Raw genomic sequence first — 22,028 nt, 5'->3', positions numbered from 1 at the left:
AGAAGACAGGAGCCTGGAAGCTTCGGGCTCCCTATTCCAATCCTGACGGCCATGCCTACGCGCCAATCATCCAGGTCGAGCCACTCCAGCGAGTGGCCGACGAAGGGCGGGCCAGCGGAAGCGCGCACCCGGGGGGGCATGCGCTGTCCGACTGGAACCTGCCCGGCCTGGCTTCACCCCCACCTGGACGACGCCTGGACCCAGACGGGCGGGGCGCTCGCATGAACCCCTGCCCCGCGCCCATCGGTCCGCTGTCGGACCTCCTGTCCTCCCGTCGGGAGGACATCGCGCGGAGGTGGGAGGAACGCGCGGGGGCGTCGCGCGGCGAGGGGCTGCTGCGGCTTCCGACCCAGACGACGGGCTCGCTGGAGTGGGTGGACTCGGTGGTGGACCTCCTGCGGCTCTTCGGTGTCTCGGCCGAGCACGAGGTCCAGCTCCCCACCGACGGACAGGGCGCCGAGCGCTACCGGGCGGGAGCGAACATCGCCGCGGTGGTGCGCGAGTACGGCCTGCTGCGCGACGTGCTCGTCGAGGTGCTGGAGGAGTCGGGGTGGCCGCCGGACTTCAAGGGCCTGCGCGCGCTCAACCGAGCCATCGACGCGAGCATCGCCGACGCGGTGACACGGCACGCCGCGGCACATGAGCAGACGCTGCGGCTCACGGAAGCGAAGCTGCATGACATCCTGGACCACGCACCGCCCGCCATCTATGCGAAGGACGCCACGGGCCGGTATCTCTTCGTCAACCGTGCCTTCGAGCGCGGGAGCGGCCTGATCAGCGAGAAGGTAGTGGGCCACACGGACGACGAGTTGTTCACTCCGGAGGCGGCGGCCGAGTTCTCCTCCAATGACCGGCGGGTCCTCGAGTCGGGTCAGCCCCTGGAGTCCGACGAACACGTGCGGTTGAGGGACGGCTGGCACATCTACCAGTCGCTCAAGTTCCCCCTGCTCGGTGTCGGGGGGCAGGCGCATGCGGTGTGTGGCATCTCCACGGACGTCACCGAGGTCCGGCGCATCCAGCGCGAGCGGGACGAGGCCCGCGAGCGCCTGCGCCGGGTCATCACCGAGCTGCCCGTCGTGCTGTGGGCCACGGACCCGGTGGGCAACATCACCCTCTTCGAGGGCGCGGGCCTGCGCGCCATGGGCGTGCGGACGGAAGATGTCGTGGGCCGGAACACCTCCGAGGTGTACGCGAGCCGACCGGAGCTGCTGGACGCCGCGCGGCGCGCCCAGGAAGGGGAGACGTTCTCCCTGGAGCTGGAGGTGGGCGGTGCCTGGTTCATGGCCTTCATCTCCCCGGAGCTGGGGCCGGATGGACGGGTGATGAGCGTGTCGGGCGTGTCCCTGGACATCACCGAGCGCCGCCGCGCCGAGGAGGTGCTGCGCCAGTCGGAGACGCGCTACCGGCTGGCCACGCTGGCCACGCGTGACGTCATCTACGACTGGAACCTGTCCACCGGGCACATCCAGTGGAGCGAGCTGGCCAACCGGCAGTTCCGCCTGCCCCCGGAGATGCCGGGGTTGGACATCGAGGGGTGGACGCGGTCCATCCATCCGGAAGACCGGGAGCGCGTTGGCCGGGACATGCAGCGCATCATCGACATGGGCCTGGACCACTGGCGCGACGAGTACCGCTTCCGCCGGGGAGACGGCTCGTGGGCCATCATCGAGGACCGGGGGCAGGTGGTCCGCGACGCGGCGGGACGGGCCCTGCGCATGGTGGGCGCCATGCACGACGTCACCGAGCGGCGGGTCGCGGATGAGGAGGCCCGGCGTCGCGCGGAGTTCGAGCAGCTGCTCATCGGCATCGTCAGCCACGATTTGCGCAACCCCCTCTCCGCCATCACCATGGCGTCCACCACGCTGCTGCGACGCGAAAGCCTGGATGAGCGGCAGCGCAAGGTCATCGACCGCATCCTCTCCAGCGCCGAGCGCGCCACGCGCATGCTTCGCGACGTGCTGGACTTCACCCAGGCGCGGCTGGGCGGCGGCATCCCCATGCAGCCCCGGCCGCAGGACCTGCACGAGCTGACGCGGCAGGTGCTGGATGAGGTGCGGCTGGCCCACCCCGAGCGGGTCCTGGAGCTGGAGTCCCGCGGTGACGGCGCGGGAGCGTGGGACCCGGACCGGTTGGCGCAGGTCATCACCAACCTGGTGAACAACGCCCTCGCCTACAGCCCCAGCCACTGCCCGGTGCTGGTGCGCACGCATGGCACGCGCGACGCGCTGATGCTCAGCGTGCACAACATGGGGACGCCCATCCCCCCGGAGCTGCTGCCGCGCCTGTTCGAGCCCATGAAGCGCGCCGAGCGCCTGGAGTCCCAGGACGGACGCGGTGGCCTGGGGCTGGGCCTCTTCATCGTCAAGCACATCGTGGATGCGCACGGCGGCCGGCTGCGTGTGCGCTCCTCGCAGCAGGGCGGCACCCTCTTCATGGTGCGGCTGCCACGCGCGCCCACTCCCCAGACACCCATGAATCCAGGGCCTTGAGGGCCTGCCCTCCGGTTGTTGCCCGCGAGGTGTCCTGCAGCGACCGGGCAGGCATCGGCCACTTGCTCCGGGAGGCGCACCCGGCTAGCACGGGGGCCTCAGTATTACTTCCCTCGGAGGGGTGAATGAAGAAGGTCTTCATCGGGCTCGGTATCGGTTGTGGCGTCCTCATCCTTGGCGTCATCGCCGCCGTCGTCGTGGGTGGCGTGTGGGTCGCGAAGAAGGCGGGCGGCAGCATCGAGGCCGTCCAGAAGATGCAGGTGCAGCAAAAGGAGATGGCGGAGCTGAACAAGAGCCACCCCTTCGAGGCGCCCGCCGAGGGTGACGTGCTGTCGCTACAGGAGGAGCGCCTGCTGACCTACCTCTCCGTGCGCGAGTCGGCGCTGCCCGTCTTCAAGACCTACGAGGAGAAGTCCAAGGCGTTCCAGGAGGAGCACGACACCAAGAACGCGGACGCGAACCCGTCCTTCAACGCCGCGATGGAGGCCGCCAACCTGGCGATGGGGATGATGGCGGACGTGCGCACCGCGTACATCGCCAGCCTGAAGAAGAACGGGATGTCGCCCAACGAGTTCCAGACCATCACCAGCACCGTCTACGCGTCGATGGTGGCGGAGGGCTCGGAGGCGGTCCAGAAGATGAGCGCCAAGGCCGTGGAGGCCATGCAGAAGCAGCTCAAGATGGTGGACGGCAAGCTGGAGAACGCGAAGCTGTCCGCCGAGGAGCGCGCGGAGCTCGAGGAGTCCCGCACCGGGCTCCAGGAGCAGATTGAAGCCCTGTCGGACGCCGCGAACGGCACCGGCGCCGAGGGCCTGTCCGACGCGGCGAAGCAGGCCGCCGCCGCCAACATGGCGCTGCTCAAGAAGCACGAGGAGCGCGTCAAGGTCATGGCCAACGCGGCCTTCGACGGCTTCGTGCTCGGCGGCGCCACCGACGAGCTGAGCGGCGCGGGCGCCGGCGCCGACGGGGAACTCCAGGACTAGCGTCGCGCTGGGGTCTCCGGCTCCGGCCCCTCCCCTTCGGAGGAGGCCGGAGCGGGGTGCCCCAGGGTGTCGCGACGCCGGGCGCGGACGCTCGCGATGACGGAGGCGCCCACCAGCGTGGCGATGATGGCCACCGAGGGCAGCGGCGGGATGTGGAGCCAGGGTTCCACCACCATCTTCAGGCCCGCGAAGCCCAGCACTCCCGCAAGGCCGTAGTGCAGGTAGCGCAGCTGGCCCAGCGTGCCCGCCAGCACCAGGTACAGCGCCCGCAGCCCCAGAATCGCGAAGGCGTTGGAGCTGTAGAGGATGAAGGTGTCCTGCGTCACCGAGAAGGCGGCCGGCACCGAGTCCACCGCGAAGAGGATGTCCGTCAGCTCCAGGCCCAGGAGCGCCAGCAGGAGCGGCGTGGCCACGCGGTGGCCGTCCTCGCGCCGGACGATGAACTTCTTGTCATGGACCTGCTGCGTCACTGGCAGGTGCTTGGCCAGCCAGCGCACCGCCCGGTTGTCCTTCTGCTTCGCCGGGTCCTCGCGCGCCACGCGCAGCGCGGTGACGAGCAGGATGGCGCCGAAGACGTAGGACACCCAGCTCCAGCGCGCCAGCGCGGCGGCCCCCACGAAGATGAAGAGGGCGCGGAAGACGAGCGCCCCGAAGATGCCGAAGAAGAGCACCTGGTGCTGCGCGCGCAGGGGGACCGACAGGCTCTGGAAGATGACGAGGAAGACGAAGGCGTTGTCCAGGCTGAGGCTCTTCTCGATGAGCCAGGCCGCCACGTACTCCTGGGCCGCGTGCCCCCCGAGCACCGCCCACACCAGTCCGCCGAAGCTCAAGCCCGCCGCAATCCACACCCCGCTCCAAATCCAGGCGGCCCGGCGTGACTCTCCGTGATGCCCCCGGTGCGACAACAGGTCCACCGCGAGCAGCGTCAGCACCGCCGCCCAGAAGACCCCCCAGAGCCATGTGGGAATCGCATGCATGTTCGTCGTCTGAACCTATGCATCCTCCCTGCGGGCGGAGGAGGTTCCCGCACGCGCCGCGTCAGGAATGGGGTGGGCCAGACACCCCTGGGCAAGGGGGATGTGGGCTGACGAACCCATACGGGCAGGCAGGGGGCTTTTCGCTCTCTTTGCGAGCATCCCTTCACGGGATGTGTCAGTTTCCGCGCGGGGCAGCCCGTGAGGGGAGGCCCAAGACGGTCGCGTGGGGGAGGGGCGCGACGAGCCATGGAATCTGGAGGAGTCGTACCGATGAACAAGGTCATCTTCGCCTGCGTGCGCAACGCTGGCCGCTCGCAAATGGCGGCGGCGTTCTTCAACGTGCTGGCGGACCCGGAGAAGGCGCGGGCCATCTCCGCGGGGACACAGCCTGGCGAGCGCGTGCATCCGGAGGTCCTGGAGGCGATGCGTGACGCGGGTCTGGATTTGAAGGACGCGCGGCCCCAGCAGCTCACGGAGGAGCTGGCCCGGGACGCCCACTGGCTCATCACCCTGGGCTGTGGCGAGGCGTGTCCGCATGTGAAGGGGCTCCAGCGCGAGGACTGGCCGCTGGACGACCCGCAGGGCAAGTCGGAGGTGCTGGTGCACCGCATTCGCGACGAGGTGGCCGCGCGCGTCGCGGGCCTGCTGGAGCGCGAGGGCTGGATGCGCGCCGGCTGAGCCGCCGGCCGGCCAGTGGGGCCGGGGAGCCGGCTGGGGTGGGGGGCCGACCGCTCGCCCGCTCTGGCCGCACGGCGCCGGGCCCCGGGCGCATCCTGCGGACGTTCGAGCCGATGTCCGTCCGAGGTGCGCCGTCATGTCTTCGACTCTCTCTCCCATGCCCCTGGTGGCGCCGTCCGCGCCGCCACCCCTGCCGTCCACGCCCTGGCTGCCCCAGGCGCGCGCGCCACGCCGCACGCTGGTGGCCGCCCTGGCGCTGGGGGTGCTGGCGGAGGTGCTGTTGGACCGGCCCCACTGGGGCGTGTCCTTTCCATTGATGGCGCTGTCGCTGGTGGCGGTGCTCGTGGGCCTGGGCGGACGCGAGGGCTGGCAGCGCGCGCGGCCCAACGCGTGGTTGCTGGCGCCGCTGCTCGCCGTGGCGGGCTTCGTGGCGGTGCGTGACAGCCCGTGGCTCGTGGTGCTGAACGTGCTGACGGCGGGGACGCTGCTCTTGCTGCTGATGCACTTCTGGGGCGCGGGCCGGGTGCAGCGGCTGGGGCTGGGAGGCTATCCCGGGGTGGTGCTGGGCACCGCGCTGCGCGGCCTGCTCCATCCGCCCGCGCTGGTGCGCGACTCGGTGGACCTGGGCGCCGCGAAGCGGCAGGCGCCGCGCCTCATGCCCTTCGCGAGGGGCGTGTTGCTCGCCGTGCCGGTGCTGGCGGTGTTCGCCATGCTGCTGTCGTCGGCGGACGCGATGTTCGCCTCGGCCGTGCAGCGGGTGTGGAGCGTGGACGTGGGCGCGCTGCTGGGCGCATCGCTCATCAGGGGGATGGGCGTGTTCCTCTGCGCGGGCCTGGCCGCGAGCGCGCTGGGGCACGCGCTGCGGCGGCGCACGGGGAGCGAGGCGGGAGAGGCGGAGGTGGCGCCCGCGTCGCCACGGTTGGGGCTCACGGAGGCGCTGACGCTCATCCTCGCGGTGGACGCGTTGTTCTTCGCCTTCGCGGGCTTCCAGGTGGCGTACCTCTTCATCGGCGACGCGTCGTCTCCGGCGCCCGGGTACTCGTATGCGGAGTACGCGCGCCGGGGCTTCTTCGAGCTGATGGTCGTGTCCATGCTGACGCTGGGGCTGGTCATGGCGCTGGCGCGGTGGACCCGCCGCGAGTCACCGCTGGCCAGGACGGTCTTCCAGGCGGGGGCCTCCATCATGGTGGCGTTGACGCTGGTCATCGTCGCCTCGGCGGTGCAGCGCATGACGCTGTACGAGGACGCGTTCGGCTACACGCGCCTGCGCCTGTTCACCCATGTCTTCATGTTCGCGCTGGGCGTGGTGCTCGCGTGGCGCGGCGTGACGCTCTGGTGGCGACCGGAGCGCTTCGCCGTGGGCGCCTTCGTCACGGCGCTGGGCGCGGTGCTGGCCGTGAATGTCATCAACCCCGACGCGCTCATCGTCCGGCTCAACCTCACGCGGGGGGAGCCGGGGGCCTCGGTGGATAGCGAGTATCTGCACTCGCTCTCCGGGGATGCCGTGCCGGAGCTGGTGCGTGGGCTCTCCTCGGGGAAGCTCGAGGGGGTGGCGCATCTGAAACAGCACTACGTGGACGTGTGCGAGGACGTGTCCTGGCCGGAGTGGAGCCTGGCGCGCTGGCGGGCGTGCCGGGCGCTGGAGTCGGCGGAGGAGCGCGTCAGCGCAGGTGGTAGTTGAAGGGCAGCTCCACCGTGACGCGAGGGCCGAGCGCGGCGGGCGGAGGCGGGAAGGGGGCCGCGTCACGCACCGCCGCCTGGGCCGCGTCGCACAGGACGAAGTGGGGGCAGTGGCCCACGACGGACAGCTCGAGCAACTGGCCCCGGGCTCCGACGGTGATGCGCAGCGAGAAGCGGCCTTCGATTCCGGCCATCGCGGCCTGGTGCGGGTAGCGCACGTTCTCGAAGCGGTCGCGGAACATCACCTCGAAGTACTCCTCCTCCCAGGCGTTGCGCTCCTCGCGGGAGGGGGGCGGCTGCGCGACGGGGAGCAGCCCCGCGCTGCTCGCGGCGAGGACGCTGTTCACCACGCCGCCGATGACCCCGCCCGCCACGCCACCGGAGACTCCGCCGGGCGTGGCCGTGGCGAGGGCCTCGTCCGCGGACTTCGCGTCGGCTGTCTCATGCGGAGGTGGCGCCTCGGGAGCCGGGAGCGGCCGAGGCTCCGAGGGCCGGGTGAAGGCCTTCGACGGGTGGGGCTTCGACAGGGGGCGTGCGCGTCGCGCGGAGGCCTGACGCGGCGTGGACGGCGAGCTGGCGGCGGGAGCGGGGGGCGGCGGCGGAGGCGCGGCGAGCAGGCGCAGGACGAGCATGTCCTCGTCTTTCGTGACGAGCCGGGGCGCGAGGGTGGAGCCGTGCCAGAGGGTGTCCAGTCCCACGAGCGCGAGCACGTGGAAGGCCACCGCGAGCGGCACCACCCAGAAGGTGCGTGAGTTGTCCGCGGCCCGGCGTGAGCGCGCGTGGGCGACGGAGGCGAAAAGCGGCGTCTCGGCGTGGCCGTCCTTCGGACGTTCGTCCGGCATGTCCCAACCCCCTTTCCTCCCGCTTGGAACGACAGTCTAGCGGGAGGCCCCATCCACCTGACACGTGGGTAGTGCCGGTCCTCGTCGCGGTGAAGGGGACCTGCCCCAGGGCGCCAGGCGACAGTGCTGAATTCCTGCCCGATTCATGCGCGTTCCATGAGGAACGTGTCCACCAGACCTCACTTCAGGACCCGTGAGGGTGGCCGCAGCTCCGGCACTGCCTCGCATCACCGGAGGCGGCGACGAACTGACGGCAGTCACAGTTCAGGACGAAGCAACTGTGCTGGTTGTCATAGCGCCCGCCAAAGGGGTGCGGGACGAGCGTCTGCACGGAGACCTTGGGGATGCTGAAGGTCGACCCGGAGGTGTTGTTGGAGAAGCCCACGAAGAGAGGCGTGGGGATGGTCGGGGTGCTCCAGCGCCGTCTGGAACTTCACGGTGCTGGCCTTCACCTCGAAGAAGGCCCACCGGGGGCTCGTCGGCGTGCAGGAGAGCCTGGCGGCGAGGTCCACGCCATTGCCCGTATTGTTCTGCACCGCGCCCCGGACGTCGAAGCCGAGGTGCTTGAGGAAGTCGTGGGCGATGCGCTCCCCGGTGTCACCAATCCAGGCGCTGTCCATGTACGTGATGCTGTCGCAGCGCTGGAGGATGACGACAGGCTGCCCGCCGCGTCCGCCGGTTTCGCCCCAGGGGTAGCACGTGGCGGTGATGGGGTTGCCCTGCCGGTACTCCAAGGTGCCGTTGCGGGGCATGGACACCCGGATGAGATGGAGCTCGAAGTCCGCGCCCCGTCCCATCGCCTGCTCGATGGTCTGCGCGCCTTGCTGGGCGGGGATGCCGTACTGGCCGTTGAGCGCGTTCTTGAGGCGGTCCTCGACGAACTCCTGGGCATTGCGCTGGGCTTTCGAGCACTGCGCGTCATTCACCTTCACTTCCATGTAGTGGATGACGGTGCCGCGCCTGGTGACGACCTGGGTCCGCGAAGCAAGGCATGTACGAGGGGCCCGAGAGGACGGGTGTCCCCGCCAGGATGCAGGGCCCGCGTTCGCGGAAGGCGCTCGTGCGTCACGCCAAGACGCGTGGGCTTCAGCCCTTGGCCACGGCGGGAGGTGCCCACGCCCCGACGTGGCTCTGTCCCGAGTCGTCCCGCGTGACGGTGTGCAGCGTGCGGACCGGCTTGCCGGTGGCCGCGTCCAGCACGTGGTGGACGATGAGCGGCGTGACGGGCACCTCGGGCAGGGCTTCGTGGAGCTTCGCGAGGACGGCCTCGGGGCTCTGTGCTTCGAGGACGAAGGCGGTGGCGTGGCCGGTGAGCGCGGAGTTGATGAGCACCTGGAGGTCCTGCGGGCCGCGAGGCTCGTCCGCCAGAATCACGTCCGGGTCCTGCCGGAGGAACGCGCGGACCACCTGCGCGAGCGGCGCGGTGTCACCCACCTTCACCATCCCGAGCCGCGCATCCACGGCGCGCGGTTGCTCCAGCGCGACGAGGACGTTGGTGAAGTCAGGCAGTGCTTCCATCGCCGCGTGGAGGGACGTGCCGCGCCCGGTGCCGCGCGCGCCGGAGAACACCACCGGCTGTCCCTGGAACAGCGTATCGAGCCGCAGGAAGCGCTCCGTGAGGAACGCGGCCTCCGAGGGCTGCATGCCCAGCGAGCTGAACGGAGGCTGCGCGGCGCGGAGCTGACGGTCCCGGGCGTAGACGGTGACGCTGGGGGCGACAGGGCCCTCCTGGAACGTCACCCAGAAGAGGACCTCCGGGTCCTCGGCGCCGGGCGGGAACTCGACGGTGCCACGCGCGGGGCGCGCCTCGTCCTGGCCTCGTTGGGACAGGGTGTGGAGGGCCTCGCTCAGCGACGCATGCAGCGCGGGAGCGAAGGGCTGACGCACGGGCAGCCGGTCTTGTCCGAGCATGCCCTGATGCCCGGGCGCATCGGCGCGGACGGTGAAGAACGAGGCGCCCGCCGTGAGGTCGTCCCCGTCGGCGTCGGCCCACACGGAGAAGACGAGGGTGCGCGTCCGCGCGGCGATGGAGAACAGGGCCGCCGCGGCCTCCTCGGGTGAAGCGGGGAGGGGCGGCGGACTGGGGACGGGGATGCCCTCGTCGGCGAACTGTTCGAGCAGACCGGCAATCAGCGCGGAGAGGGTCGTGGCGAGTGTGCTCAGGCGTGGGCTCCCGTGGGGTGCCGATGATGGCATGCGTCACGAGTCTTTGTGGTGACGATGACGAGGCTCGGGGCTACGAAGAGGGCATGAGCCAGGACTGGAATGCGACGAACGCGCCCACGACGGACTTCGACCCGGGCGCGGAGCACCGGGTGTTGACCGGAATGGTGGGCGCCTGGGAGGGCCTGACGCGCACATGGTTCGACCCGTCCGGTGCGCCCGAGGAGTCGCGCACCCACGCGAGCATCGAGCCGTTGCTCGGCGGGCGCTTCGTGCGCATCGACTACCACTCCACGGCGATGGGCAAGCCGCACGCGGGCCAGTTCATCCTCGGCTTCGACCGCACGGAGGAGCACTACACCGCGGCCTGGGTGGACAGCTTCCACATGAGCGCGAACATGATGGTCTCCACCGGCGCGCCTCGGGACGACGGACGCGTGTCGATGCTCGGAAGCTACACGGCGAGCATGTGCGACGAGCAGGGCGTCACGCAGAAGCAGCGCTGGGGCTGGCGCACGGTGATTCACCAGCCGGACGCGGACACCGTGGTTCTGGAGTCCTTCAACATCTGGCCCGAGGGCCGCGAGGACCGCGCGGTGGAGACGCGGCTGACGCGCCGCCGTCAGGGATAGTCACCGCGCTTCAGCGCACGCGGCGGAGCGAGGCCTTCGCGCCGGGCTCCACCGCCACCCGCATGTGCTCGGCCTCCTTGCGTGAGGGGAAGGTGTGCTCGAAGCCGCCCTCGACCGAGAGGAGGAGTCCCCTCGCCCGCGCGGCCAGCTCCACGCCTCGCACGGCGATGGAGCGCACTCTCCGCCGGTCCACTGCCACCCCGCCCTGGACGAGTTCGTCAGCCCGCACGGCAGGGTGTTCCAGGGCTCGGGCAGCGTCGCCGCTTCCTTCACCGCGCCCTGGGGCGTGAGCTGGACGCGTGTCCCGCGCGCCCCGGGAAAAATCCTGGGACGTGGACTCCTCGGCGCGGGCGGAGGTGAGGGCGATGGACAATAGCTGGAAGAGGAGCGCCCGCCGGGCGTTGCGCATGGGATAACCCTGGCGGACGGACGGCGTGCGCGACCGGAGGGACGCGCGGGCAGGGCCCAGGGCCCGGTGAGAGGACGTGCATGAAGCTGGATGACCTGGTGCTGGCGTTGACTGTCTCGTTGCTTCGCGTGGAGCGCGAGCAGTGGCTGGACGTCCTGACGCGGTTGGAGACGAACCTGGGGTCGGGGTGGACGCTGCGGCTCCTGGAGGTGCCAGGGACGTATTCGGTGGGCGCGCGCACGCGAGAGGGTCGGGAGCTGTCGCTGGAGGCGTGGCGCGAGGTGCTGGATGGCGAGGAGCTGGTGAGCGTCCGCGCCATGGACCTGGGGGGCCTGGGACCCGGTGAGCTGCCGGACCATGTGGCCGCGGCCTTCGTCAACTCGGAGGCCCTGGTGCTGGACGTGCGCACGAAGCAGGGCAACACCCTCTACCAGCTGGAGATCGTCTTCAGCAGCTCCTCGCTCATCACTCCCCGGCAGTTCGTGGACTTCGCCCGGGCCCAGTCGAACGCGGAGCGCGTGCTGGAGGCACTCTCACTTGTCATCACCGACTCCAATACGATGAACCAGCGTCCCGCCGTGTCGGCGTCACAGGTGGCGGACTACCTGTGCTCGCGCGAGGGGGCGGCGCTGTTCGATTTGATTGGCGGGGATCTGCTCAAGGAACTCCAGTCCACGGTGCTCCGCCACGGCGGCGCGATGGTGCTCTCCGAGGACTTCCGCCCCTTCTTCCAGACACTGGACCCGGACGACTTCGAGCGGAGCCTCTTGCCGCCGGAGCGACTGGCGGAGTTCGTCCCGTCGGACGAGCGGGTGTACCTGTCGGGCGATGACTTCGGGCGGGACTTCGTGACGCTGGTGGAGGCGCAGCCCTTCGCGGAGGAGGTCTGGGCGCGCGCGGCGGAGAACCTCAACCGGTTCACCGCGCCGGATGCGACGCCATACACCTCCCAGTCTCTGAAGGAGTTGCTGGCCACGGCGGAGCCAGCGGCGGTGCATGGGATTCCCTCCGGCAATCTCATGGAGGAGCTCCAGATGACCTGCAAGGCGCGCGGCGCGGAGCTCATCATCCCGGAGCCATTGCGCGAGCGTGTGCGGGCGCAGGGGTACACGAAGGAGCAGCAGGCGAAGGACCCTGGGTTGATTCCGGAGCGGGAGCGACTGCGACTGGTGCCCAATGACTCGCGCTACCAGATGTACCTGTTCAACGCGCTGAAGGTGGCGCGCTCGCCGCTCCTGTCACCGCGCGCGACGACGAACACGCGGGCGGAGCTGCTGTCGAGCCTGAAGGACGCGGAGGAGTTCGCCACGCGCAAGGGCTCGCCCTTCGCCGAGGCCTTCGGACTGGCGCGCTTCATCCTGGAGAACACCGGCTTCCAGTTGCGTGACGCCGCGCCGGAGCGGCTGGCCGCGGTGCGCGAGGCGCTGCGGAGCGTGGGGCTGGGAGAGCGGGCGTGCGACGCGTTCGAGCGGCGCTTCTCGCTCGTGACGCTGTTCCAGGTGTTCCCCTCGTCCGAGGAACGGCTAAGGGGCCTGCTGGCGTGCTCGGTGGCGGATGTCTTTGGCGGGATGGGCTCGTGGAACGACGAGTTCTTCGAGTCCGACGAGGACCAGGCCTGGTACGAGCGGGTGACGCAGCGGCTGTTCCGCGCGCTGCGCGAGTTCTTCGTGACGATGGTGAACGCGCGCTGAAGGCGCGTCAGGCGTCGCGGTGGACGGTGCCCGGGGAAAAGGCGGGCAGGCAGATGGCGACGTACTCGGCGCCCTCGGGCTCGGGGGTGCTGTAGCGGACCCACTCGCCCGGCTCGCAGATGACGGCCTGTCCGCCGCGCACGTCGAGGAACCCGCCCTTGTGTTCGACGCGCAGGACGCCGGCGAGGACGAGGGTGATTTCCTTGAACTCGGGCTTCTGGCCCGGCTCCTCCCAGCCGCCCGGGCTGTTCATGTGGGCGACGCTGACGTCGGAGGTCTTGGTGGTGGCCCGGCCGACGAACTCATGGATGAGCTTCGGTTTGTTGCCCACGGCTGTCACGCGCATGGGGGCGGGAATCAGGGTTGGCATCGAGGGCTCGGTGAGACGGCGGGGTGATGTGTCCGGGTGGGGCACGTTACAGCACGCGGCGGCGGACACCCACCCCTTCCGAGTGAACCGAGGCACCCGCCACTGTTCGACGCGACAGGAACAGTCCGTCGCTACCGGATGTCACGCGGGCTACTTCGCGGCGGGCTTCGGCTCGGCCGGGACGGAGAAGCCGCCACCCAGGGCGAGGTGGAGGTTGATGCGCTGAATCAACTGCTCGCTGCGCACGCGCAGCAGGGCGACTCGTGCCGCGTCCGCGAGGAGGGTCTGCTGGAGCAGCGCGAGCAGGTCGACCTTCCCGACGCGGTAGTCGACATTCAGGAGCTCCAACGCGCGCGCGTGCTCGGCGACGGCCCGCTCCAGGATGACGCGACGCTCGTCGAGCACGCGCGCGCTCGTCAGCGCGTTCTCCACCTCGTTCGTGGCGCGCAGGGCCGCGGACGCGTACGCGCCGAGCGCCGCCTCCTGCTCCGCCGTCCGCGCGCGCACCTGCGCCGCCAGGGCCCCGCCGTGGAAGAGGGGCGCGAGCAATCCCGCCGCCACGCCGCCCGTGGGATTGGTGAGCGTCTCCTTCAGCACCACCACGTCGCTGTCGACCAGGCCCACGGCGCCCGTGAGGCGCAGCGAGGGAAGCCGCGCGGCCTTGGCCTCCTGCACGTGGTTGAACGCGGCGGCCACGCGGCGCTCGGCGGCCATCAGGTCGGGCCTCCGCTCGAGCACCGAGGCGGGAATGCCCGCGGGCACCGGGCCGGGCAGCTCGACCAGGGTGCCCCTGGGCTCCAGGGTCCCCGAGGGATAGCGCCCCGCGAGCAGCTCCACCGCGCGCACCGCCTGCACCCGCGTCAGCTCCAACTGCTTCACGGTGTCGCGGTACGAGTCCAGGTTCGCCTGCGCCAGCACCAGCTCGTGCTCACTGATGACGCCGACCTGCAGCCGCGTGGTGGTGAGCTGGACCAGCTCCTCTCCCATCCTGACCCGCTCGACGGCGATGCATTGCAGGAGGTGGGCTTCGGTGGCCAGCAGCCAGCCCTTGGCCAGGGTCGCCGCGAGGGACTGCCGGGCGAACTCGAATTCGGCCTCTGCCGCGGCCAGCGTCTCCCGGGCCGCGTTGCGGCGATAGCGGAGCTTGCCCCACAGGTCGACCTCCCAGCCGGCGGAGATTTCGATGCCGCGCAGCACACCATCCAGCCCCTGGCCAAACCCGATGGATTCCTTCCCCTCCAGGTCGACTGTGGGAATCAGCCCCGCGCGGGCGACGCCGAGCATCGCCGACGCCTGGTCCACCCGCGCCGAGGCTGAGCGGAGGTCCGGGTTGTGTCCGAGCGCCTCGGCGACCAGTGCCTGGAGCTGTTCGTCCTGGAACGTCGCCAGCCACCCGTCCTGGATGCCGCCCTCCGGTGCGCCCGCCGCCGACCACGCGGTGGCGAGCGAGGTGTGAGGGAGTGCCTGTTTGACGACCTCGGGTCCTCGCGGCGGAGCGCGTGTGGGGCAGCCGCAGACGCCCCCGCCCACGACGAGCACCGCCCAGGCCCGGAGCCATCCCCACCGCCGGCGCTCGACCATGCTCCACCCTTCCTCAGTGCAGCTTGAGAATCAGCCAGTCCAGCTTGGTGCCCACCCGGAGAATCACCTTGCGCAGCACGTGCACCGGGTGGAACGACTGGGTGTAGATGGCGGCGTGGCCGCGCGCTCCCGCCGGGAGGACCTCGTCCGCCTCCGACTTCTCGACCTTGAGCGTGACGGCGTAGCGTCCGGGAGGCAGGGCTTCCCCGCCCGTCTCGGGCAACACCCCCGAGGTGGGGAGCTGCCCCTGTCCGGTCGCCCAGACCACGGATTTGACGTGGCACTTGATGACGCGGTTCGGGAACGCCTGGAGCGTGACCTCCGCCTCGTCGCCCGGCTGGACCTGGTGCAGCTCGTTCTGATGGAAGTAGGCGACCACGTTCTGCTCGTCCTCCACGAAGCTCATGACAGGCGAGATGGGCAGCGCCGCCGCGTAGGAGCCCGCGCGAAGCTGGAGGTTCACCACCGTTCCATCCGCGGGCGCGTACGTCACGGTCTCCCGGAGGCGCCACTCCGCATCCGCCAGCGAGGCGAGCGCCTGCTGCTGTCCGGCTTCGGCCTGGGCGAGCTCCACGAGCGTGCCGTCCACCGTCCGCGCCTCGAGCCTCTGGGTGACCTGCCCCACGGCGGCGTTCGCCGCGGCCAGCTCACCCTCCAGGTTGCGGACCTCTGTCTCCACCTGCTGCAAGTCGAACTGAGTGCCGGAGCCATTGGAGGCGAGGACCTTGTGTTGCCGCACGCGCCGCCGGGCCAGGTCCAGCCGGGCCGCGACGGAGGCCCTTCTGCCCTGGGCCGTCTTGCGCTCCAGTGACAGCTGCTTCTCGATGGCGCGAGCACCCGCGACCTTCGCGTCCAGCTCCCGCACCCTGGCCTTCAGCCCATTCACCTCCAATTGCGTGGACTCAGGGTCGATACGGAAGAGCACGTCCCCTTTCTTCACCGCGCTGTTGGGCTGGACGGGCACCTCGATGACGCGTCCGGAGATCCGCGGGACGACCTGCACGACGTAGTTCATCACCCGCGCGTCCGACGAGGACGGCGCGTACACGTTGGCCAGCAGGATGAGCACCGTGATGCCGATGATGGGCAGGGTGATGATGATGACCTGGGAGACGAAGTTCCACGGCAGCAGCTTGAGCTTGAAGAAGATCAGCCAGACGACGCCCGCGTAGACGAGGAGCAGCAGCAGTTCCATCAGTGCGGCTCCCCTCTCTCTTCGGGGGACGGTCCTTCGGAGGGTGTGCCTGGGGGGGCCGGAAGCGCGGCCTCGTCGGCCTCGGGGCCGTGCGGAGGAGGGACCCGGTCATGCCCGTAGGCCAGCTTGTACAGGGACGGCTTGGAGTAGGCCCAGAGCCATGCCAGCGGCCACAGGAGCCCGCCGAAGAACAGCGACAGCAGGCACAGGGTCTTGATGGCATCCAGCTGCGGGTGATGGCGCTTCTCCGCGATTTTTTCCGGGAGGATGTGGAGCAGCCAGAACCCGGAGATGAGAATCACCGGGCCGATGATGATGACAATCCAGCTGAACACCTCCGCTGCGGTGTCCATCGCGTCGCCGCTGAGAAGCGACGCGTGCGCTGGACGCGGAGCCCACGCCGCCAGCCCCCACCATCGCAGCGCGGTGGTGGCCCCCCTTGGCCATCTCATGATGTCCGCCCCCTTGCTCCGACGACAAGCTATGAGGGGTTTCCCTACCGTCAAGGGGACGTTCGAGCGCGCGGCACTCCCGTCTGGCATCACTGTTCAGCGACCGGAGGGCCCCGCGCTTCCCGCCGGATACTCGCGCAGGGGGACTTCACCTCGCCGCCAGCCCGCGAGCACCGGCTCGACGATTCGCCACGCCTCCTCCACCTCGTCGTCCCGGAGGGTGAGCATGGGCTGTGCTCTCAACATGTCGAGCAGGAGGTTCGAGTACGCGAGCCGTCCGGTGGCATGCGACCGCAGCTCCAGGTCCTGGGTGACCAGCGTCAGCTCCGGCCCGTTGATGTTCACCGCGAGGCGGACGTAGGGCTCCGACAGGCCGATGCGCAGCACGTTCTGGCCACCAGTCTGGCCTCGGTAGGCGTGGTCCGGCTCGAAGCGGAAGTACACCGCCACCTCGGCGTGTGACTGGGCCAGCGCCTTGCCCGTGCGCAGGACGAAGGGCACGCCCGCCCAGCGCCAGCTCGCCAGTTCGAGCGTGAGCTCCGCGAAGGTCTCCGTCTCGCGCGAGGCCTCGACTCCCCGCTCCCGGGAGTAGGCGGGCACCTTGTGTCCATCGATGCCGCCGTCCACGTACCGGGCGCGGACGCTGCGCTGGCGCACCTGCTCCGCGGTCATGGTCGGAATCGTCCGGAGCACGGCGGCGCGGGCGTCCCGGATGGAGCGCTCGTCGGAGCGCGCGGGCTGCTCCATCGCGACCAGCGCCAGCACCTCCAGGAGGTGGTTCTGAATCATGTCGCGGAGCGCGCCTGCGCGGTCGTAGTACGACGCGCGGCCCTCGACGGTGAGCATCTCGTCCCAGGTGATGGTCACCCGCTCGATGTGCTGCTGGCTCCAGATGGACTCGAGCACACGGTTGCCGAACCGCAGGGCGAAGACGCGCTGGACCAGTTCGTCCGACAGGAAGTGGTCGATGCGGAAGACCAGGGTGTCGGGGAAGCGCAGCCGCAGCAGTTCATTGAGGCGTTGGGCCGAGGTGAGGTCGACGCCGAAGGGCTTCTCGACCGCCACCACGCTGCCTTTCGGGAGGCTCGCCTCGGAGAGGGCCGCGAGCACCGGCTCGAACAGATGTGCTGGCAGGGCGAGGTAGGCGAGGACCGACGGGTGGATGCCGCCAAGCGCGCGCCGGAGGTCCTCGCCGCGCGTGGCATCCGCTCGCCGGTAACGCAGGCGGCGGAGGACCTCCGTGCGAGTCCGCGCGGAGGCGCGCGTCGCATGCGCGTCCAGGGCCTCGCGCATGCGCTCGCGGAATTGCTCCTCGGTCCAGTCCATCCGATCGACCCCGGTGAGGGTCAGCCCCTCGGGAGTCTTCTGCTGCTCGACGAGCTCCGCCACGGCGGGGAGGAGCAGCCGCGCCGTCAGGTCTCCCGAGGCGCCGATGATGACGAACGGGTCGATCATTCCCTCACCCTCCGGTCTACGAGTCCAGCGGGGGTTTGTATCCTTCAGCCAGGAGGTAGGCGCAGTTCACGAGCGTCAGGTGGCTGAACGCCTGGGGGAAGTTGCCGAACAGCCTGCGCTCCTTGGGCAGGTACTCCTCGGCGAGCAGGCCCACGTCGTTGCTGAGCGCCAAGAGCTTCTCGAAGAACCGCTGGGCGTCCTCTTGGCGCCCCATGAGGTGGTAGGTGTCCGCGAGCCAGAAGGAGCAGGCGAGGAACGCGCCCTCCTCACCTTCGAGCCCGTCCACGCTGTCCTCCGTCCGGTAGCGCAGCACCAGCCCGTCCGGCATCAGCTCCTGCTCGATGGCGAGCACCGTTCCCGCGACGCGAGGGTCGTCCGCCGGGAGGAACCCGCTGAGCGGGATGAAGAGCAGGCTCGCGTCCACTCCCTTCGAGCCGTAGTACTGGGTGAAGGTGTTGCGTTTGGCGTCGTAGCCCTTGCTGCACACCTCGTCGAAGATGGTCTGCCGCAGCTTCACCCACGGCGCCTTGTCCTCGCTCAAGCCGTACTCCTCAATCACTCGCACCCAGCGGTCCACGGCGGTCCATGCCGACACCTTGGAGGCGGTGAAGTCGTGCTTCGGACCGCGCATCTCCCAGATGCCATGGTCCGGATTTCTCCAGACCTCGGACACGCGCGTCGCGACGCTCTTGAGGGCCTTCCGGGCGCGCTCCGGCAACGTGCCCTTCAGCTTCGCGTGGAGGTAGAGCACCCCGGCGAACTCGCCGAGGATGTCGAGCTGGAACTGCGAGTAGGCCCCGTTGCCGATGCGCACGGGGCGGGCCCCCTCGTAGCCGTTCAGCCAGTCCAGCGAGACTTCGGTGAGGCGTCGCTCGCCCCGGATGCCGTACATGATTTGCAGCTGGGTCGGGGCGCCTCCAATGGCATTCACCATCCAGTTGCCGAAGGCCTCCGCCTCGTCGGTGAGGTTGCCGCGCATGAGCGCGTGCAGCGTCAGGACCGCGTCGCGAATCCAGCAGAAGCGATAGTCCCAGTTGCGCTCTCCGCCTGGAGTCTCCGGGAGTCCGAAGGTGGGCGCGGCGACGAGCGCACCCGTGGGTTGGAAGCTGCATGCCTTGAGGGTGATGAGGGAGCGGACGACCTCGTCCTGGTACTTCGCGGGCAGGCGGATCTTCGAGGCCCAGTCCTCCCAGAAGGACTGCGTCTCCCGCAGGGCGGCCTCCGCGTCCAGCACGTCGGGGATGTCGCTGTAGGGGCGGCCCCAGGACAGCACGAAGGAAATCCGCTGGCCGGCGCGAACCGTGAACTCCGATTCGAACGGCGGGGGCGCCTCACCGGCTCCGCCTCGCAGGTAGAGGGCATCCGGGCCGGCGACGGCCGCGGAGGCACCGTCTCGATTGCTGACCAGGGGCACGGTGTAGCCGTTGCCGAAACGGGGACGCAGATCGGAGCGCATCTTCACGGTGCCTCGGACTCCCTCCACCTGGCGCACCAGGTGCGGGCTGCCCTTCCGGATGGGCATGAAGTCCACGAGTCGCACCGCGCCTTCGTCCGTCACGAGCTCCGTTTCGACGATGAGCGTCTTGCCGCGGTAGCGGCGTTTCACCTCGCGCACGGGTGACGTCGGAGCCACCTTCCACCGCCCGTTGTCGGCGGTTCCCAGGAGCGAGGTGAAGCACGCGTCCGAGTCGAAGTCCGGGAGGCAGAGAAAGTCGATGGAGCCGTCCTTGGCCACGAGCGCGGCGGTGTACAGGTCGCCCAGGAGCGCATGGTCCTCGATGAGCAGGCCTGGTTCCGCCTGGGTCTCGCTGCCCCACCCGGTCCTCGGGGCCTCCCTCGTCTGCACGGTCTCTGTCGAAGCCATTTCATCCCCCCTGGGTATGTCTGTGCGTTGTGCGAGAAAGGTAGGCGCCGACACTTCGGATGCAATTCGAGCCCAGGGCTCGTCGTCGCGAAGCCCCAGCACGCGGGCGGCGGAGCGCTAGGGAGTTCGGGTCGGATGGCTCGGATGAGGGAGCCCTCCACACGTCGAGCGTTGGCCTTGGTTTCCGCCGGGAACGTCGAGTGTGGGCGTGGTCTTGGAGCGTACCAGACCTGTCGTGTCGTTCAGCTTGGCGTGGGCTGGCGATAGCTTGAGGCCGCCGTGGCTCATCCTCATGGAGGAATGAGTCCCACGGTCGAAGAGCCTCGCCTCGATGAGACTGGGATGGGCCATGCGCGCTGACGTGCGGTTGTTGGGAGTCGTGCTGCTGACCATCACCACGGGGTGTGCGGCGGGCACCTCCGCGTCGAGCAGGGGGAGGACTCTGAACCACGCGCAGCGAGTGGCCGCCACACGTGGGGGTGGAGAACTCACGTACCGTGGCTCGCCGCTTGCCTCCGTGGGCGCGGCTTCTCAGGCGGACGCGTGGGAGTCGCTGCTCACGAATGCAGGGTTCGAGGCACGGGACGAGCGTCCGATTCCAGGAGGCCCGCTCACCCCATCACTGGCGGCGCGACTGCTGAGAGGGCTGTTGAGGAAGCCCGTCACGCTGGGGCAGTTTCCCTCGCGTCTCGCGGTGGGGCACTTGCTGCGCGGGGTGCTGAAGGGGGGCGAGGTGTCGCGCGCCGAGTTGGTGCGTCGAGTGGGGCGCTTCACGCCTCTGGCGGTACTTCGTCCTGACGGCTGCCTTGCGTGGGTGCGAAGTGGGGCGACGCAACAGCGAGTCGCGCCTGTCCAATGGAGGGACGGCGCCTTCCGCGCGCACGGCTTCGAGCTGGGCCGTTTCTATGACGGGCGCACGGGTGTCTTCAGGTTGCTGGATGACGAGCTGCGGGAGGTGGATGGGCGTCTCTTGGCGGAGGTCCATGACGACGCGGACTACGTGGGCCGCACACTGGATGGGGCCGAGATGGCGTTCGTGAAGCTGGCGCTCTCCCTTGGCCACTTCTTCACCTACCCGTTGGACAGCATCGCCTCACTCAAGAATCTGCCCGCTGGTGTGGCCGCGCTCATCCAGTCATCGCCGGAATACTTCGAGCGCTTCCGGTACATGACGCGGGGCGAACAGGTTCAGGCGGTGGCGGAGCTGGCCACGAACCTCCTGCTCACGACGGGCACCGCCGTGGCGACGACGCGCACGGTGACCGGAGCGCTGGCGGGGGCCGAAGCCACGGTGCCGGTGCTGACCTTGTCAGCACAGGGGGCGCTGACCCTCGAGCGGGTAGCGGTGCCAGTGGGACGCGCGGCGGCGGTACTGGGCGGTGGCCCTGGCGCCGCCATCATTCTCCATCGAGAGAACGTGTCCGGCGGTCAGTCCTCGCCTTCGGATGGGCCGGGTAGATGGGAGGCAGCTCGGGAGTCGATGAGCGAGCACTCACGCCGGTACGAGAAGCAAGTGACGGGGGCCCCCAAGGGACAGATCTACAAGGTCGAAGACGTGAGTTTCGATGGGTTCAAGGACGGGGTTCTGCTGGAAGCCAAGGGGACGGGTTACGCCAAGTTCATCCCCGACGCCGTGGAAAACGGTGGTTGGTATCAGGGCTTCAGGAAAATAGTGCTTCAGGCCGAGCGACAACTCGAAGTGGCCAACGGCACTCCTGTTCGCTGGCACTTCGCGGAGCGCGAGGCCGCGGATTTTGTCCGCGAGATTTTCAGGAACGAAGATCTCGGTAGGATTACCGTCGTGCATACCCCGCCGTCCCTGTAGGTGCCTGGCCAGATGACTGAAAAGTACTACGCGGGGGTCTACTGGCCGGGACGGCGTTCCCCTGTGGAAGAGCATGCTCGTCGTGCCGAAACCTTCTTCCGAAACCTGGCCCTCGTGGACCCGGCCTTCGCGCAGTGGTTCGAGCAGGCAAACTCCCGGGACGCCGCGCGCGAGCGTGGATTCGAGCCGGACCTGAAGACCTTGTTGAGACTGTTCGGCCTGGAGAAGTATCAGCAAGGGGCTGGTGACGTTTCCTTCGCGGCCTGGAACGGCTCGTCCGAGGGAAACAGCGTGGTGAGCATTTCCTGTGGCTCGCGCTCACGTCATGTGGTGGACCGGTGCACCCTGACGCTTCCTTGGACGGGACCTGTCGCGGAGCGGCTCCTCTCGTCGCTGTCACTCCCCCAGATTGTGAGCGCCATGGCGCTGGCTTGGGAACCGGAGTGGGGCATCTCCACATCCATTGCCCATCGCGACAGTTCGTCGGAGTTCGCGGGCTCTGGCACGTTCGTGGGGTGGGTCATGTACATCTCTCGACAACGGGGCGAGGTGCCGACGCTCCCTGCCCCGGTGCGCATCGAGCCGGTGGGCAGCATTGGGACGCTCATCGTTTTGACCCCGGAGCGCTTCACCGCGTCCAACCCAGAGCATGTGGCCTTGGCTGAGACAGTGCGCGAGTTGTTGTCGAGGGCTGACCTCATGCGGCCCGTGACGGACTCACCTGCCTGACGCTCCGTACCTG

General features: G+C 69.5%; 19 protein-coding genes. 8 read left to right on the top strand and 11 right to left on the bottom strand.

The features are described from left to right. Positions 1-221 precede the first annotated feature (221 nt). Both HUA78_RS12545 and HUA78_RS12540 read left to right on the top strand, forming a co-directional pair. Complete coding sequence (locus HUA78_RS12545; protein WP_174468070.1) at positions 222-2,489, top strand: PAS domain-containing protein; 2,268 nt, start codon at positions 222-224, stop codon at positions 2,487-2,489. A gap of 125 nt (positions 2,490-2,614) precedes the next feature. Further along, a complete protein-coding gene (locus tag HUA78_RS12540) occupies positions 2,615-3,472 on the top strand; it encodes a hypothetical protein (protein WP_174460033.1) in 858 nt (285 codons plus the stop codon). On the opposite strand, the gene HUA78_RS12535 is transcribed toward HUA78_RS12540, so the two are convergent. Continuing rightward, entirely contained in the window at positions 3,469-4,449 is a 981-nt protein-coding gene (locus HUA78_RS12535; RefSeq protein ID WP_174456915.1) for a TerC/Alx family metal homeostasis membrane protein, read from the bottom strand. The genes HUA78_RS12540 and HUA78_RS12535 overlap by 4 nt on opposite strands. A gap of 270 nt (positions 4,450-4,719) precedes the next feature. On the opposite strand from HUA78_RS12535, the gene HUA78_RS12530 reads away from it, so the two are divergent. Next, the gene (locus HUA78_RS12530) at positions 4,720-5,127 is read left to right on the top strand and encodes a low molecular weight phosphatase family protein (RefSeq protein WP_141643080.1); all 408 of its coding nucleotides are present in this window, start codon (positions 4,720-4,722) and stop codon (positions 5,125-5,127) included. Positions 5,128-5,263: 136 nt separating this feature from the next. Beyond that, positions 5,264-6,808: a DUF4153 domain-containing protein gene (locus tag HUA78_RS12525; protein WP_174476357.1), complete on the top strand. Its 1,545-nt coding sequence runs from the start codon at positions 5,264-5,266 to the stop codon at positions 6,806-6,808. Here HUA78_RS12525 and HUA78_RS12520 read toward each other — a convergent pair. The 3 genes from HUA78_RS12520 to HUA78_RS12510 all read right to left on the bottom strand — a co-directional run bounded on the left by HUA78_RS12520 (position 6,789) and on the right by HUA78_RS12510 (position 9,845). Continuing rightward, positions 6,789-7,649 (bottom strand): TonB family protein, encoded by an 861-nt coding sequence (locus HUA78_RS12520; RefSeq protein WP_174476356.1) that lies wholly within the window; start codon positions 7,647-7,649, stop codon positions 6,789-6,791. The genes HUA78_RS12525 and HUA78_RS12520 overlap by 20 nt on opposite strands. A 290-nt stretch (positions 7,650-7,939) precedes the next feature. Beyond that, on the bottom strand, positions 7,940-8,587 hold the full coding sequence (locus HUA78_RS12515; RefSeq protein ID WP_174460029.1) for a hypothetical protein: 648 nt from the start codon (positions 8,585-8,587) through the stop codon (positions 7,940-7,942). A gap of 148 nt (positions 8,588-8,735) precedes the next feature. Further along, a complete protein-coding gene (locus HUA78_RS12510; RefSeq protein WP_174476355.1) occupies positions 8,736-9,845 on the bottom strand; it encodes an ATPase, T2SS/T4P/T4SS family in 1,110 nt (369 codons plus the stop codon). Here HUA78_RS12510 and HUA78_RS12505 point away from each other — a divergent pair. Continuing rightward, complete coding sequence (locus tag HUA78_RS12505) at positions 9,836-10,444, top strand: DUF1579 domain-containing protein (protein WP_141643085.1); 609 nt, start codon at positions 9,836-9,838, stop codon at positions 10,442-10,444. The genes HUA78_RS12510 and HUA78_RS12505 overlap by 10 nt on opposite strands. Before the next feature lie 10 nt (positions 10,445-10,454). Here the strand turns inward: HUA78_RS12505 and HUA78_RS12500 are convergent, their stop codons facing one another. Next, positions 10,455-10,673 carry a hypothetical protein gene (locus HUA78_RS12500; protein WP_174456909.1) on the bottom strand — a complete coding sequence of 73 codons (219 nt, stop codon included), beginning with the start codon at positions 10,671-10,673 and terminating at the stop codon, positions 10,455-10,457. Between the two features lie 260 nt (positions 10,674-10,933). On the opposite strand from HUA78_RS12500, the gene HUA78_RS12495 reads away from it, so the two are divergent. Then, complete coding sequence (locus HUA78_RS12495; RefSeq protein WP_174476353.1) at positions 10,934-12,544, top strand: hypothetical protein; 1,611 nt, start codon at positions 10,934-10,936, stop codon at positions 12,542-12,544. Between the two features lie 7 nt (positions 12,545-12,551). Here the strand turns inward: HUA78_RS12495 and HUA78_RS12490 are convergent, their stop codons facing one another. The 6 genes from HUA78_RS12490 to HUA78_RS12465 form a co-directional block, all read right to left on the bottom strand. Continuing rightward, the gene (locus tag HUA78_RS12490; RefSeq protein ID WP_141643088.1) at positions 12,552-12,914 is read right to left on the bottom strand and encodes a cupin; all 363 of its coding nucleotides are present in this window, start codon (positions 12,912-12,914) and stop codon (positions 12,552-12,554) included. A 150-nt stretch (positions 12,915-13,064) separates the two neighbouring features. Next, the gene (locus HUA78_RS12485; RefSeq protein ID WP_174476352.1) at positions 13,065-14,495 is read right to left on the bottom strand and encodes an efflux transporter outer membrane subunit; all 1,431 of its coding nucleotides are present in this window, start codon (positions 14,493-14,495) and stop codon (positions 13,065-13,067) included. 13 nt (positions 14,496-14,508) lie between these two features. Next, positions 14,509-15,690, bottom strand: a complete 1,182-nt coding sequence (locus tag HUA78_RS12480) for an HlyD family secretion protein (RefSeq protein ID WP_174456906.1) — start codon at positions 15,688-15,690, stop codon at positions 14,509-14,511. Then, positions 15,690-16,142, bottom strand: coding sequence for a DUF3302 domain-containing protein (locus HUA78_RS12475; RefSeq protein WP_174465629.1), 453 nt, complete (start codon positions 16,140-16,142; stop codon positions 15,690-15,692). Before HUA78_RS12475 ends, HUA78_RS12480 begins: the two co-directional genes overlap by 1 nt. 96 nt (positions 16,143-16,238) lie before the next feature. After that, on the bottom strand, positions 16,239-17,597 hold the full coding sequence (locus HUA78_RS12470) for a glucose-6-phosphate dehydrogenase (RefSeq protein ID WP_174465630.1): 1,359 nt from the start codon (positions 17,595-17,597) through the stop codon (positions 16,239-16,241). A gap of 16 nt (positions 17,598-17,613) precedes the next feature. Continuing rightward, positions 17,614-19,461, bottom strand: coding sequence for a glycoside hydrolase family 15 protein (locus tag HUA78_RS12465; protein WP_174476351.1), 1,848 nt, complete (start codon positions 19,459-19,461; stop codon positions 17,614-17,616). Between the two features lie 349 nt (positions 19,462-19,810). Between HUA78_RS12465 and HUA78_RS12460 the strand changes: the two genes are divergently transcribed. Further along, complete coding sequence (locus HUA78_RS12460; RefSeq protein WP_174476350.1) at positions 19,811-21,286, top strand: Tox-REase-5 domain-containing protein; 1,476 nt, start codon at positions 19,811-19,813, stop codon at positions 21,284-21,286. A gap of 12 nt (positions 21,287-21,298) precedes the next feature. Then, a complete protein-coding gene (locus HUA78_RS12455) occupies positions 21,299-22,015 on the top strand; it encodes an immunity 52 family protein (RefSeq protein WP_174476349.1) in 717 nt (238 codons plus the stop codon). Positions 22,016-22,028 lie beyond the last annotated feature (13 nt).

Source organism: Myxococcus sp. CA033, from assembly GCF_013336625.1.
Taxonomy (GTDB): domain Bacteria; phylum Myxococcota; class Myxococcia; order Myxococcales; family Myxococcaceae; genus Myxococcus; species Myxococcus llanfairpwllgwyngyllgogerychwyrndrobwllllantysiliogogogochensis.
Note: the sequence above shows the minus strand (reverse complement) of the source record. Positions and strands in the feature narration are given on the sequence as shown.